The organism is Listeria sp. MAN/IMW/UF555 (genome assembly GCF_058684075.1).
Window position 1 is genome coordinate 261,573 of the sequence record NZ_JBZWZS010000002.1, and the last position, 13,969, is coordinate 275,541.

Here is a 13,969-nt window from a genome sequence, read left to right on the forward strand (position 1 = left end):
AATTTATTTCATAATACTAAGGACTGTTTCTACCAGTTTTTGAGCTGCATCTGGGCGCCCCATTTGTTTAGCACTTAATTTCATACTATTTAATTTTGCTTCATCTGTTAAAATAGCATCTACTGTCGCCATTAAATCCGTCTCTTTTAATTCAGACTCGGTAATAACCACAGCCGCATTATTTTTTTCTAACGCGCGTGCATTATATTCTTGATGATTCGCGGTGACATAAGGGCTCGGTATTAAAACACTTGGCACCCCAAGCGCTGTAAGTTCAGCTAAAGTGGTCGCTCCTGCTCTTGAAACAACAAGTGTCACAGCATTTAAAATCTTAGGCATATCATAAATAAATGGTTGAACACTAATATGATTCCCTAAATTCATCTCTCCTAAAGAATCTTTTATCTTTTCAAAATGGACATCACCTGTCACATACAACAATTGAAAATCTCGTTTATTCCATTCCGGCAAGATTGCTTCCACAGCTTCATTTATACCTCGAGCACCTCTACTACCTCCAAAAACAAGTACAGTAGGTTTTCCTGAAACTAAACCATATGCTTCTAGTGCGCCTTCACCGTCCACACCCACTACTTCTGAAGCTCGTGGATTTCCAGTGAAAACAATTTTCTCAGAAGCAAACGAATCACTTACTTCTTCAAAACAAATCGCGACTTTATCTGTGTAACGGCTTAAAAATTTATTTGTTAAACCAGCAATACTATTCTGTTCATGGATTAAAGTTGGTATTTTAAGTTTAGCGGCTGCATAAACCACAGGACCGCAAACATAACCCCCAGTTCCAATTACGACATCTGGTTTAAATTCGCGTAGAATTTGCTTGCTTTTTTTAGCTCCACTTAGAAAACGCATGACTGTTTTGATATTTTCAAGAGATAATGAACGTTTAAACCCGGTAATTTCTATTGATTCAAAAGGAATACCTTCTCGTTTAACGATTCCTGCTTCTAAGCCTTTTTCTGTTCCAATGTATAAAAATTCCGCTTCTGGATGTACTTTTTTTAATTCTCGGATGAAAGCAAGTGCTGGATAAACGTGACCTCCAGTACCACCACCGCTTATTGCTACTTTCATTTTTCCACCTCTTCTATTAGTTCACTGATTGCGTCCATGTAGGCATTTCCGCGAACTTCGAATGTCCGGTATTGATCCCAACTTGCACAAGCCGGTGAAAGTAAGATTATATCTCCTGGTGCTGACTCGCGATATGCAACCGGAACAGCTGCCTCTACATCATCCACATAATGCACTTCAATTCCTGCAATTTTCCCTACTCGACCAATTTTATCTGCCGTTTCACCAAAAACAATAAGTGATTTCACATTTTTGAAAAATGGTAGCAATTCGTCGAACGAGTTTCCGCGGTCCAGTCCTCCAGCAAGTAATACTACTGGATTTTTAAAACCTTTCAATGCGCTTTGAGTTGCTAAAATATTAGTTGCTTTAGAATCGTTATAAAATTTACGTCCTTGCCATTCCACTACAAATTGAGTTCGGTGCTCTACGCCTTTAAATGTTTCAAGGACATACATAATTTCTTCATTTGTCACACCTAATGTTTTGGCTACTGCTACAGATGCTAAAATGTTTTCTAAATTATGCTCTCCCGGAAGTAAAATGCTATCACGGGATCCGATTACTTCATCGTCAAACATAATATTGCCATTTTGGACGTAGCTTCCTTGTTCTAAGCGCTGCGTTGTTGAGAAAGGAATAACTTGTGCTTTTGTTTGTTTAGTTAAATTTTTCAATTCTTCTTGATCCCAATTAATTACTAAGAAATCGTCTGCTGTTTGATTTTGTTGAATGTGCCATTTTGCTTGTACATATTCACTGCGGTCTGTATGGTAGTCTAGATGCGCTTCATAGATATTTGTAATTACAGAAATATGTGGCTTAAATGTTTGTACACCCATTAATTGGAAGGAAGATAATTCCATCGAAATATATTGATCGCTTGTTGCGTTTTCTGCAACAGCTGATGCCGGAAAACCAATGTTTCCTGCAAGCAAAGAGCTATTTTCTTTGTGTGCATTTAACATATGGTGAATAATCGTTGTTGTAGTAGTTTTCCCGTTAGTTCCAGTAATACCAACTATCGGCGCTTCAGAAATTTGGTAAGCTAACTCTACTTCTGTAATAACTGGAATTTTGAGTTTTAAAGCTTTTTCAATCATCGGGTTGTTATACGGGATCCCCGGGTTTTTAATCACGAGTTCGAATCCTTCATCTAACAATTCAATCGGATGCGATCCACAAATAACTTTAATCCCTTGTTCAAGTAATCCTTGTGCTTCTGGATTTTCACTAAAAGGTTTTTGATCGTTTACTGTGACGAATGCTCCTAATTTATGCATAATTGTTGCCGCGCTAACACCACTTCTTGCAAGACCTAAAACAAGCACTTTTTTGTGATGGTACATTTCAATTTTTTTCATTTCCTTTGGTTCCCCCATTTATATCAAAATTGACGGTCGATTCTATGAGATTCACAAAAACGACGGAAAGCGCCAACCAGATTCTGTAAAAAACAGCCAACTAGAGACGCTTTTGCCGCAAAAATTACGGCGCTTTATTTAAAAGATAACAACACAGACTGAAATAATTGCTCCGATTAATCCGATTCCCCAGAACGTTAAAACAACACGCCACTCGGACCAACCACCAAGTTCGAAGTGATGATGAATTGGTGTCATACGGAAAATTCGTTTTCCTCCCGTTGCCTTAAAGTAAAATACTTGTAAAATAACAGAAGCAGTTTCAATAACGAAAATAATTCCGATTAAAAGTAGTAACCATTCTTGATGTACTAAAATGGAAACAGCTGCGATACTCCCACCTAGAGCAAGTGAACCAGTATCTCCCATGAAAATTTTCGCTGGGTTTTTATTAAATAGAAGAAATCCAAGCATTCCGCCTACAATCGCGAAACAGAAAATCGCTACATCCATTTGTTCTTGGTAAAAAGCAATCACACCAAAAGCAGAGAATGCAATAACAGATAGACCAGAAACAAGTCCGTCTAAACCATCTGTTAAATTAACTGCATTGGAGAAACCAACTAACCAGAACAAGATAAAGATAACGAAGAACCAACCGAGATCAATTTCCGTATTCGTAAATGGAATCTTAAGCGTTTCTGCAAAATCACTAAAATGATATACCAGATAGAATAAAATCGAAATCGCAACTTGACCTAAAAACTTCTGCTTCGAAGTGAGGCCTAAGTTACGTTTTTGAACTACTTTGATATAGTCGTCTAGAAAACCTAATGCGCCAAATAATGCCAGCGTAATGAATAGTAGCCAAGTAGCCGCACTAACTTCACCACTGATGAATGAAAAAATCAAAAAGCTAATGAGCATGGCAGTAATAAAAATAACCGCACCCATAGTTGGTGTTCCTGATTTCTTTTCGTGCATTTTCGGGCCTTCATCCCGAATACTTTGGCCGAATTTTAATTTCACCAAGAAAGGTATAAATAGTGGGACACCTATCACCGTAATGATAAAAGCCACTGCAAAAGTTGATACTAACATGTATAAAGACACAATAAATTCTCCCCAATCTGTTTGTCAAAGCACTTCACTTCATATTTTATGCGAGTCCGAGTTTTTTTTCAATAGCTATTCGAGCTTCTACGCGATCATCGAAATCGATAACCTCATCACCAATCACTTGATAATCTTCATGCCCTTTACCAGCAATCAGAATAACATCCCCTGCTTCTGCCATATTTACTGCATAACGAATGGCATCGCGACGGTTCTCATGAACAACGTATGAATCGCTCCCTGGGACACCTTGAATCATATCTTCAATAATCGCATGTGGGTCTTCACTACGCGGATTATCTGATGTGAAAATTGGATTTGTCGCATAGTCAACAGCAATTTTTGCCATTTGTGGTCGTTTTCCTTTATCACGGTCGCCACCACATCCTACAACAACAAAGACACGTTTTTCGGCAAATTCATCAATCGTTTGTAGAACATTTAACAAGCTGTCAGGTGTATGAGAATAATCCACTATTACTGGAAAATCTTGTCCTGCATTTACGAGCTCAAAACGTCCTTTTACCCCTGGAATGCTCTCAACCGTTGCAATTGCATTTATAACTGGAATACGTAGCGCAAAACTTGTAGCAATCGCGGCTAATACATTATATACGCTGAAATTTCCAATCATTTTTATTTTTAATGAGAAATCTCCAACTGGTGTTTTTAAATCAAAAGTTGAGCCATGGCTTGTAATTTGAATGTTAGATGCGCTAAAATCAGCCGGTTCTTTTATCCCAAAAGTTATAATGTGCGCGGCTGTTGCTGTTTGCATTCGAACGCTTTCTTTATCATCTGCATTTAAAACAGCAATTTTTGGATTACTCAAGTTATAGCTGTTACCAAGCTGCGCGAACAATAAGCTCTTAGCGTAAGCATATTCTTCCATTGTATGGTGATAATCTAAATGATCTTGAGATAAATTCATAAATACTGCTACGTCATAATCTGAACCGTATACGCGGCCTTGAACTAATGCGTGAGAAGAGACTTCCATTACTGCTGTACTCACACCACTCAGAAGCATATCACGAAAAGTTTCTTGCAAGGTTAGGCTGTCTGGCGTCGTATTTTTTGTTTCTAAAATTTCATCGCCAATTTTACGATACATCGTACCAATCAAGCCAGTTTGCTCGCCGTTTTCGCGAACAATTTGTTCTACTAAATGGCTAACGGTTGTTTTACCATTTGTCCCTGTAATCCCAACTAGTTTTAACGCTTGGGTTGGAGAACCATAAAAGTAATCCGCTAGCATTGCCATTGCTCGTTTAGAATCTCTAACATAAAGAACTGGCACGGAAACATCTAATTGTTTTTCAGCGATAATTGCTACTGCACCAAGCTGAACGGCGCGGTCAGCGAACTGATGTCCGTCCACTATTTCTCCATCTATACAAATAAATAAGGTATCCGGTTGTACTTTTCTACTATCTTGCGCAATTTGGTTAACTTCAATTGCTGCACTTGCTTCTCCAGTATAGACCGGGATAGCTTGCATTAGTTCTTTTAACTTCATTCTTGCCATCTCCTCAAACTTATTCTTTCTGTTAGTTTTGCTAAAATCAAAAAGAATCCTTTTCTATCTTAGCAAAAACAACAAAGTATATCTACCACGACTAAAGACATAGATTGCTTTTAAAGTTAGAAGTATGCCACTTTACTCAGCTGACATACTTCTATCTTCCTATTATTCATTCAGTAAATCACCTATACCTGCATTTTCTCGGATGTCTGTCGCTTTTTTATTTTGTTCCGCTGTATCTTGGTCATGATTTTGGTTGAAGTCACCAATTTGTTCTGGTGAGGCGAGCGTTATTTTCATTTTCGTTTCACTATTGATTACGCTACCTGCCGAAACGCTTTGACTTTTCACATAACCATTTCCACTAAACTCAAAAGGAATACCAGTGATTTCTGAGACTTTTAGAGCGTCAACTTTCGACCAATTCACCATATCTGGAGCAGTCATATCTCCATCAGTCATCAGAATTACTTTTTGTCCTTGCATGATTTCGCTATTTGCTAGTGGAAGTTGTTGAACAATTTTTTTACCATTACCAACAACTACTGGTTCAAGCCCTTTGTCTTGTACAGCTTTTTTAGCTTCGTCTACTGTTTTTTCTGCTACAACAGGAACTTTTTCACTAGCTAGTTTTTCAACATCGCCCGGTTTAATGTTCATGTATTGTAAGCTGTTTTTCATTACAGGATTAAATACTTCGGAAACTGCTTCCCCACCTGTTTGGCTACCAGATAATTGCGGTTGTTGCATGGTCACATATATCACGAGTTCAGGATTATCAGCAGGTGCCATTCCTAAGAAAGAAAAAATATAATTTTCTGCCCCAGTCATGTATTTACCTGTTTTTGAATCTGGAATTTGTGATGTTCCTGTTTTACCAGCTACATCATAACCAGGAATCGCATATAGTTTACCTGTTCCGTTTCGACCGCTAATAACATTTTTTAGTTCATCTCGAGTTTTCTTAGCTGTTTCGGCGCTGATTGGTTTTCCAGCGATTTTGGTTTTTGTTTCTGTCTCTTCTCCAGTATTCGTATCTTTGACGCTTGAAACCACATAAGGCTCTTTCATCGTGCCGTCACTTGCAATAGCAGATGCGGCTTGAATCATTTGCATCATCGAAACTGTTGTCCCTTGACCGAAGACAGTTGTTACTTTTTCAATCGGGTAGTTATAAAGAATTTTTCCTTTTGTTTCATTTGGTAAAGCAATGCCTGTTTTCTTGCCAAAACCAAATTTATCTAAATAGGTTTTAAATGTATCAGTGCCCATTTTGTTTAGCAGTTTAGCAAACGCAACGTTACTAGAACGTTCTACGCCTTCGCGGTATGGAATCGAGCCCCATCCATTCCCATTATTATGGTCATGAATTGCGATATCGCCAACTTTATAGGAACCTGATTGATAGTATTCGTTTGGATTATAAACGTTTTTATCAATAGCAGATGCTAGTGAGATGATTTTCATTACGGAACCTGGTTCATAAGCATATTCCACTGGTAAATCTTGCCAAATGCTCGAACTGTTTCCAGTAATTGTCGACCTGTCAGCCGGATTAAATGAAGGACGTTGACTAATTGCCAAAATCTCTCCTGTTTTCGGATCTGCAACTACGGCCATCATATTTTTCGGTTTATATTTTGCATCGACAGTTGTCATTGTATCTTCTAAAAAGGTTTGGATTTTTTTATCCAATGTTAAGGTAATATCCTTACCGTCTTTTGCTTCTGTTACTTTGTTTTTTGAATCAGGCAAAATATAGCCCATTCGGTCGGTGCTATAATCGATTTTCCCATTTTTGCCTGTTAGTATATCATTATAGCTGGATTCAATTCCCATTTTACCTTCTAATTTGGTAGTGTTTTTTTCTTCTTCTTGTTGCGCAAAGCCGATTAATTGTGTCGCGAAAGTACCATTAGGATAGAAACGTTCTGATTGACGAGTAAATTCAATGCCTGGTAAATTTTCTTTGTCGATTTTAGCTTTTGTTTCTGTAGAAATATTTTTTCCCGCAGAGCCAAATTCAACTTGGTATTTACCTTTTTCATTGAGTTTATCTAGAATATCAGATTCGTCCATAGGAATATATTTTGCAAGAATACGAGCTGTTTTTTCTTCATCAACTACTCGCATCGGATTTTTCGTTGTTTTGGATAATTTATCACTAACTACCGCTGCAATCGTGTAAGAAGCCGTATCCTCTGCTAGCACTTCTCCTTTTCGATCTAAAATGGAGCCGCGTTTTGCTTCGAGAACACTGCTTTTTAAATGTTGTTTAGATGCTTTAGCTGCTAGCGGAACCCCATTTGCTTCTCCCGTAATTTGCAAATAAAGAAAACGGCCAGAAACTAAGAGAAAGAGAATTGTGAAAAAGATAAAAAGCACAAGAGCTCCCCTTCTCATGTTACCTATACGCCGTTTCATTGACCATCTACCACTTTCACATTATCGCCATCAAGTTTTAACCCTTTTTCTTTAGCGATTTTCAAAATACGTTCATATCTTCCTAAATCTTTTACTTCTACTTTTAAATCTTCATTTGATTTTTGTTGTTCGAGAATTTTTGTTTCTTTTGTTTGAATTTCTTGGTTCACTGTATAAATTTGAGCTTGTACACTGATGATTCGAAAAGCAACAACTAAAACAATCGCAAGCGCAATCGTGATGATTACTTTTTCTCCAAGTGTCATTTGACCACGTTTTAGGATTTGTTTTTTAGGCTGTTCCGCTTCTCTATGTACTCTATTTGGCTCGAGATTTGATTTATAGGCGACATTGCTCACATTTTTTCAACTCCTGCTATTTAATAATTTTTTCGATTACACGTAATTTTGCAGAACGTGCTCGGTTGTTTTGTTCCAGTTCCTCTTCACTTGGTACGATTGGCTTTCTTGTAGCAAGTTTGAAATCTGGTTTATATTCATCTGGAATGACTGGAAGACCTGGTGGTAAATCTGGTCCTTTTGTCGCTTCTTGGAATAAGTGTTTTGTTATGCGGTCTTCTAATGAATGAAACGTGATTACGCTAATTCTGCCGCCTGGTTTTAATAATGTTAAGGCATTTTCAAGAGAATCTTCTACCGCACCAAGTTCATCGTTAACGGCAATTCGGATTGCTTGAAAAGTACGTTTCCCTGGATGTCCGCCTTTTCTTCTTGCTGGCGCCGGGATAGCTGTTTTGATGATGTCTACTAGTTCGCCGGTTGTTTCAATAGGTTTTACTTCACGACGACGTTCGATTTCACGAGCAATTTGTTTAGAGAATTTTTCTTCGCCGTATTGGAAAAAGATGCGAATCAAGTCTTGGTAAGACCATTCGTTAACAACTTTTTTCGCCGTCAGTTCTTGCTCTTGATCCATACGCATATCAAGCGCTGCATCTTGGTGATAACTAAAGCCGCGTTCTCTTTCGTCTAATTGAGGGGAAGAAACACCTAAATCATATAAAATCCCATCAACTGCTTCAATTCCGCGCTCGTTCAAAGCTTCTTTCATATAGCGGAAATTTGATTTAATAAAAGTTACTCTATCGCTATATTCTGCTAGTTTAATTTTTGCATTATCAATTGCTGTTTGATCTTGGTCAAAAGCAAATAAGTGCCCTTGTTCATTAAGCTTATTTAGTAAATACTCTGAGTGACCTGCGCCGCCAAGTGTTGCATCGACATAGATTCCGTCTGGTTTTACTTCAAGCATATCGACTGTTTCATGTAGTAATACGGTTTCGTGCTTAAACATGCAAATTCCCCCTTAAATATCAAAGCCAATCATATTTTCAGCTAAATCAGCAAAGGACTCTTCTGCCTCGTTAAAGACATTATCCCACTCTGATTTACTCCAAATTTCAATACGACTTGAAACCCCGATAATTACTGTTTCTTTTTCCAAATCCGCATACTGTAGTAAGTTGGATGGAATATTTATCCGGCCTTGTTTGTCTAGTTCGCATTCAGACGCACCGGAAAAGAAGAAACGTGTAAAGGAACGAGCATCTTTTTTAGTTAGTGGTAAGGTTTGGAGCTTTTCTTCAAGCTTTTTCCATTCCTCTTGTGGATAAGCAAATAAACACTTATCAAGTCCTCGGGTTATAACAAAATTATCCCCCAAAAGCTCACGGAATTTAGCTGGCACAATTAATCTGCCCTTTATATCGATGTTATGTTGATATTCTCCCATGAACATTAGACTTCACCCACTTTCCTAAATACCACTTTACCACATCTCCCCACTTCGCACCACCCAAAACCTAAAAAAGTGTAAAAAAAAATCACTCTACTATTTAAGCAGAATGATCAAACCCTTATTTAAAGCCATTTTAACTACAATTCCTTTTTAAAAATGATTGTGGGGCCGGGTGGAGGGATTCCCCACTTCTCACCCAAAAACTATTTTGCTAATACTTTTTTCCAGCCCGATTTTAATGCAGTTGCGGAAAAAACAATACTTAGAACCCCAAGTAAAATCGTAAAAGTCGCCATACCATATTTGCCAATAAAAGGTGCAAATACAAGGCTCACCGAACCAATCATTTTACCAATTTGGAAAATAATACCGTTAAACGCCATATATGCCCCGCGTCTGTCATCGTCCACAATTGCTGCTAAAATCGTTTGACGCGTAGGCACGTAAAGCAACTCTCCAATAGAAAGAACTGCCGTCGCTAGTAGTAAAACGGCTAGATTATTCGCAAAAGCACACACCGCAAAACCTATAGCAAATAAAGTAAACCCAATGTACATAATAGGTTGTTGCGCTCTTTTTGTTACGAACCTTGCAACCGGAACTGTGAAAAGAACGATAAACAAAGTATTCACTGCCGTTAAAACGCTGACTATTTGTACGCCATTTAGAGTAATGTTTCCGAGTGGACCGAAATGAACGAGCAAAGCCTGAAAATCTTCAGCTAAACGTACGGAAATATAATTGCTCCGTTGAAATTCAATCGACATAACTGCAATTCCACCAATAGTATATAGAAGAAAACGGTAATCATGTAACACTTGCCCATAATTTTTAAGCATTCCTACTAACCCGTAAGATCCTTTTTCTAACACTGCTTTTTGCTTTAATGTTTCTGAAATCAAGCTTATAGTAAGCCATGCAGTGACGAATGACATAATGAAGAGCGCAACGAGTAACGGAAATAAGTAATCGACGAAAAACCAACCACCTACAATAATCCCTATCATCATAGATAAATTATTTGCCCAGTAACTAACCGAATACATAAAAGAACGATTTTCCGGCGTACTTACATCAATCAACATCGCTTCTCCAGCAGGATTTATGAGTCCTTGCGCCACACCAATTAGAAGTAGCATCACAAACGTTATCCATGGTGAATGGAAAATCGGCGAATTACAAAGCACCATTCCTAGAAAGGCAAATACTTTAAGAAGTTCCCCTGCCACCATCAGTTTTTTACGACCAATAATATCCGCCAAATGCCCGCCATACATACCCGCAAGAAACTGCGCCAATACATTAATCATCAAGAGAATTCCCGCGACCTTACTATTAATTTCCATTGAAAAATAAATTGCCATAAAAGGAAAAATCATTGACCCGATTATTTTACTTAAAAATTGAATCAATATCCGCGCACGAATATTTGGATGTAACTCTTTAAACATGGAATCCCCTCCATTGCAATTTTTCTGACTTCTCTGTTAGTATAAAAGGGAAACAGAAAGATAAAAAGGGTATTTAAAAACAGAAATTGTCCCCTTTTAGATTGGAGCTGGCTTATGGACAAAGATTATTTCACTATGCGCGCGCATTTATATGAACAAACTACAGATTTAGAAGTACCTTTTAAACTAAATAATTTAGCAGATATTTGGTTTTGTACTACTAAAAATGCCAAGCGAAAATTGCAGCAATACCAATCAAAGGACATGCTCACTTATTTACCGGGGCTTGGTCGAGGAAATGTTTCACGGCTTATTTTTTCGAAACAATTAGAAGATGAAGTTCTGGAAGTTTTGGAGCAAAGTTTAGCAAAAGATGCATTTAGCGATATATTATTTCTACTACAATTACCAATACCAAAAAGTTGGTTTTCGAGCATATCTACCGAAATTCAGCACATGTTTGGTTTACAAGTAACAGAAAATCAGCAAGAAATACTCCGCTCTATTGTCCGGCGTAAACTTACTACGCTCGATCCGCTGCAAACCTCTGTTTCGATGGAAGCTTTTTTAATTACACAAATCAGTGATACTCTTATAAAATATGATGAACAAAAAAAGACTATCATTCCCCATATTGCCCATAATTGGAAAGTTTCCGATGATTACACAGAATGGACTTTTTATTTACGAAAAAGTGTTTTATTTCATCATGGGCGTATGCTTGATAGTGAAGACGTCAAGCACACCCTACTCCGTTCGAAGGAAACAAATTCGGTAAGCGCCTGGCAACTAAAATCAATTAAAGCAATTCAATGTGGAAATAAATTTACCATTACGATTTATTTAAACAAGCCAGATCCTTTTTTTATTCGCTATTTATGTACTGCCAATATGGCGATTTTGCCGCGCGACGTGGTTTTCGATGAATACAAATGGATTTCAACGGGGCCTTTTCGGATAGTAGAGCGAAATGACGAACGTCTAGTTTTAGAAGCATTTGAGGCTTATTTCTTAGAGCGCCCTCTTCTTGACCGAGTAGAATTTTGGACAGCTCAAACTGGAGACACTTTAACAAACATTCCGATGCAGTTTACTTCCGTTGATTACGAGGAAAATAAAGCTTATGTTGAACGTCGCAAACTAGGTGTCGGTGTCAACTTTATTTGCTTTAATACCCATCGGCAAGGCGTCCCGCAACATCCAGCTTTTCGCGAAGCAATTTATCAACTAATAGACTGCCAAATAGCTAGTGAGCAAGGTTTCGAAAATTACGGCACAATCGCTTCGAATTACTTTCCAGAAAAATCGATTGCTCCCATTAAAAACCCTGACAAAATTGCCGACTTATTAAAAGAAGCAAATTACCAAGGAGAAAAAGTTATTTTTGCGACAACACAGCATCCTACCGCTTTAAAAGAATCGAAATGGATCCGCGACCGGGCGGCACAATTCGGAATTACGCTTGAGCAAAAAATCATAACTCATCATGAAGCTTCTTATTCAAATGTACCAAAAGAGGAAACGGACTTGATGATGATGGGAGAAATTCCAGCTTCTGATAACGAGATGGCTTATTTGGATTTCTTAAATAACCCTTACCTTTTACCACAACAGCTACTTAATCCAAGTATTCTCCTCGAACTTTCGAAAAAATTAGATGCAATGAAATTAGAAAAAAGCGCCTCCAAAAGAGACGCTTTGCAAACGAATATCGATCGTTATCTAACCGAAAATAACTATTTAATTTATTTACATCATCCAGAAAAAAGCCAATCGCTCCATTCCATGATAAAAGGAATTGCAGAAAATCCATATGGCTACTTTGATTTAAGTAAAGTATGGATTGAAACAAAACCGCTTAAAAAAGTAAAATCAAACTATAAATAATGCCATATAAATAAAGAACGACATATAGTAAGGCGAAGATGAAGAAACAAAGTCTCCAGTAACCACGAAGGATTTTGCGAAACTGAATCTCGCCTTCTTTTTTTGCAGCTAACACCACAATAACGATGCCTAAGATAAATAAAAACAACAAAATATAAAGTAAAAACGAACGGTTAAAGATAACAATCATAAAAAAGTGCACCGCGATAATTAAGAAAATTGTCGATAAATCCGCTGCCAACATAATTCTCCGTTGCGGTTTCCGAAATTTAAAACGCGCTAAAAACAAAGTAAGTACAAATACCACTAAGGGTAAAATAATAATAATAGCAGTTGAATTAGTTAACCAATCAAACATGACGTTCTCCTTCCAATCCTTTAATAATCTGGTAAAGTGTCCGAAGTGTAGGAAGGGAAGTTTCTGTTTGGTCCCCTTTTTCTAAAATTGGTAGCACAATCCCATCAATTTCTGTCATACGTTCATTCATACAGTCAAGTGCCATCGAAGAAAAGTTAAGCGCAGTCGTTCGGCAAATCGTCTCGACTTTCTCTAATGCATTTTCTATCGGTAAGACAGTTTCAACTTCATTTACTAGCCTTATTAACAAACGATGCCATTCTTGATTTTCTAAAAGTTTCCCATTTTGAACACCAAGTACTGCTGTTAAAGGGTTTATAACTGCATTGATAAATAATTTTTCTTGGATAATTGCTTGATAATTCGCATGTTTTTCAATCGGAAAAGCTGGGCTAGACGTTAATAATTCTTTTAGGTCGTCATTCAGTTCTCCTTGGAAAATGCTATATTTTGTTCGGCCGTGTCCGCGCCAAATAACGGTCGTATCATCCTCGCGACCTGCCCCGTGCTCGCTAATGCCTAATAAAATTGTACGTGTTGTCCCAAGCTCACTTAAGCGTTCTAGATGTCCGGCGCCATTTTGAATGAATAAAATCGGGATTTTTGTCGGTAGTTTTTGAAGTATTGGTATTATTTCATTTAAGGAATACTGCTTTACGGCGATAATTAGTAACTGTTGTTTAGTTAACTGTTCTTCTTCGGTAATCTGTGCTGCATGAATATGTATATTTTTTGTTGTTTCATTGTCTATTAATGAAATTCCTTTTTGATTTAATAAATCCGCTTGTTCTTTTCGATGTGTAAAAAGGGTGAGCTTAGATTTATCAGCGAAATTAGCTGCGTATAACAGTCCCATTGCTCCCGCGCCAATAATCCCAACATTTATTTGGTTTTCCATTGATTTCAGCTCCATATTGGTTGATGCTTTTATTTTATCAGAAGTGGCGATTCTTTGCACTTTTGCGCGCAAACAAAAACCTCGAAAGACCCA

At 37.6% G+C, this 13,969-nt stretch carries 12 protein-coding genes; 1 reads left to right on the plus strand and 11 read right to left on the minus strand.

The window, feature by feature from the left end; all coding sequences use genetic code 11:
* Nucleotides 1-3: 3 nt before the first annotated feature.
* From murG to AC4PG8_RS08445, 9 genes are all read right to left on the minus strand, one after another.
* Nucleotides 4-1,095: an undecaprenyldiphospho-muramoylpentapeptide beta-N-acetylglucosaminyltransferase gene (gene murG / locus AC4PG8_RS08405; protein ID WP_492170253.1), complete on the minus strand. Its 1,092-nt coding sequence runs from the start codon at nucleotides 1,093-1,095 to the stop codon at nucleotides 4-6.
* Nucleotides 1,092-2,459, minus strand: coding sequence for a UDP-N-acetylmuramoyl-L-alanine--D-glutamate ligase (gene murD / locus AC4PG8_RS08410; RefSeq protein ID WP_010991778.1), 1,368 nt, complete (start codon nucleotides 2,457-2,459; stop codon nucleotides 1,092-1,094). Before murD ends, murG begins: the two co-directional genes overlap by 4 nt.
* 138 nt (nucleotides 2,460-2,597) lie before the next feature.
* On the minus strand, nucleotides 2,598-3,572 hold the full coding sequence (mraY, locus tag AC4PG8_RS08415) for a phospho-N-acetylmuramoyl-pentapeptide-transferase (RefSeq protein ID WP_070753739.1): 975 nt from the start codon (nucleotides 3,570-3,572) through the stop codon (nucleotides 2,598-2,600).
* 46 nt (nucleotides 3,573-3,618) lie between these two features.
* A complete protein-coding gene (locus tag AC4PG8_RS08420) occupies nucleotides 3,619-5,094 on the minus strand; it encodes a UDP-N-acetylmuramoyl-L-alanyl-D-glutamate--2,6-diaminopimelate ligase (protein ID WP_492170254.1) in 1,476 nt (491 codons plus the stop codon).
* A gap of 171 nt (nucleotides 5,095-5,265) precedes the next feature.
* Nucleotides 5,266-7,524 (minus strand): penicillin-binding protein, encoded by a 2,259-nt coding sequence (locus AC4PG8_RS08425; protein WP_003769597.1) that lies wholly within the window; start codon nucleotides 7,522-7,524, stop codon nucleotides 5,266-5,268.
* Nucleotides 7,521-7,883, minus strand: coding sequence for a cell division protein FtsL (gene ftsL / locus AC4PG8_RS08430; RefSeq protein WP_003723754.1), 363 nt, complete (start codon nucleotides 7,881-7,883; stop codon nucleotides 7,521-7,523). The genes AC4PG8_RS08425 and ftsL overlap by 4 nt, the downstream gene beginning before the upstream one ends.
* A gap of 16 nt (nucleotides 7,884-7,899) precedes the next feature.
* Nucleotides 7,900-8,838: a 16S rRNA (cytosine(1402)-N(4))-methyltransferase RsmH gene (rsmH, locus tag AC4PG8_RS08435; RefSeq protein ID WP_003769598.1), complete on the minus strand. Its 939-nt coding sequence runs from the start codon at nucleotides 8,836-8,838 to the stop codon at nucleotides 7,900-7,902.
* Between the two features lie 12 nt (nucleotides 8,839-8,850).
* Nucleotides 8,851-9,282: a division/cell wall cluster transcriptional repressor MraZ gene (gene mraZ / locus AC4PG8_RS08440; protein ID WP_003763280.1), complete on the minus strand. Its 432-nt coding sequence runs from the start codon at nucleotides 9,280-9,282 to the stop codon at nucleotides 8,851-8,853.
* 203 nt (nucleotides 9,283-9,485) lie between these two features.
* Nucleotides 9,486-10,733, minus strand: coding sequence for an MDR family MFS transporter (locus AC4PG8_RS08445; protein ID WP_185512937.1), 1,248 nt, complete (start codon nucleotides 10,731-10,733; stop codon nucleotides 9,486-9,488).
* 114 nt (nucleotides 10,734-10,847) lie between these two features.
* Here AC4PG8_RS08445 and AC4PG8_RS08450 point away from each other — a divergent pair, with 114 nt between their 5' ends.
* Entirely contained in the window at nucleotides 10,848-12,620 is a 1,773-nt protein-coding gene (locus AC4PG8_RS08450) for an SgrR family transcriptional regulator (protein WP_492170255.1), read from the plus strand.
* Here AC4PG8_RS08450 and AC4PG8_RS08455 read toward each other — a convergent pair.
* Together AC4PG8_RS08455 and AC4PG8_RS08460 are read right to left on the minus strand one after the other, a co-directional pair.
* Entirely contained in the window at nucleotides 12,592-12,978 is a 387-nt protein-coding gene (locus AC4PG8_RS08455; RefSeq protein WP_492170256.1) for a DUF3397 domain-containing protein, read from the minus strand. The two genes, AC4PG8_RS08450 and AC4PG8_RS08455, sit on opposite strands and share 29 nt — an antisense overlap.
* Complete coding sequence (locus AC4PG8_RS08460; protein ID WP_492170257.1) at nucleotides 12,971-13,876, minus strand: 2-dehydropantoate 2-reductase; 906 nt, start codon at nucleotides 13,874-13,876, stop codon at nucleotides 12,971-12,973. The genes AC4PG8_RS08455 and AC4PG8_RS08460 overlap by 8 nt, the downstream gene beginning before the upstream one ends.
* Between the last annotated feature and the right edge of the window lie 93 nt (nucleotides 13,877-13,969).

What these genes read in the sequence shown, in the direction of transcription:
- rsmH (WP_003769598.1), bottom strand. Translation starts at nt 8,838, where the DNA reads ATGTTTAAGCACGAAACCGTATTACTACATGAAACAGTCGATATGCTT.
- AC4PG8_RS08450 (WP_492170255.1), top strand. Translation starts at nt 10,848, where the DNA reads ATGGACAAAGATTATTTCACTATGCGCGCGCATTTATATGAACAAACT.
- AC4PG8_RS08420 (WP_492170254.1), bottom strand. Translation starts at nt 5,094, where the DNA reads ATGAAGTTAAAAGAACTAATGCAAGCTATCCCGGTCTATACTGGAGAA.
- mraZ (WP_003763280.1), bottom strand. Translation starts at nt 9,282, where the DNA reads ATGTTCATGGGAGAATATCAACATAACATCGATATAAAGGGCAGATTA.
- AC4PG8_RS08455 (WP_492170256.1), bottom strand. Translation starts at nt 12,978, where the DNA reads ATGTTTGATTGGTTAACTAATTCAACTGCTATTATTATTATTTTACCC.
- AC4PG8_RS08445 (WP_185512937.1), bottom strand. Translation starts at nt 10,733, where the DNA reads ATGTTTAAAGAGTTACATCCAAATATTCGTGCGCGGATATTGATTCAA.
- murG (WP_492170253.1), bottom strand. Translation starts at nt 1,095, where the DNA reads ATGAAAGTAGCAATAAGCGGTGGTGGTACTGGAGGTCACGTTTATCCA.
- AC4PG8_RS08425 (WP_003769597.1), bottom strand. Translation starts at nt 7,524, where the DNA reads ATGAAACGGCGTATAGGTAACATGAGAAGGGGAGCTCTTGTGCTTTTT.
- AC4PG8_RS08460 (WP_492170257.1), bottom strand. Translation starts at nt 13,876, where the DNA reads ATGGAAAACCAAATAAATGTTGGGATTATTGGCGCGGGAGCAATGGGA.
- murD (WP_010991778.1), bottom strand. Translation starts at nt 2,459, where the DNA reads ATGAAAAAAATTGAAATGTACCATCACAAAAAAGTGCTTGTTTTAGGT.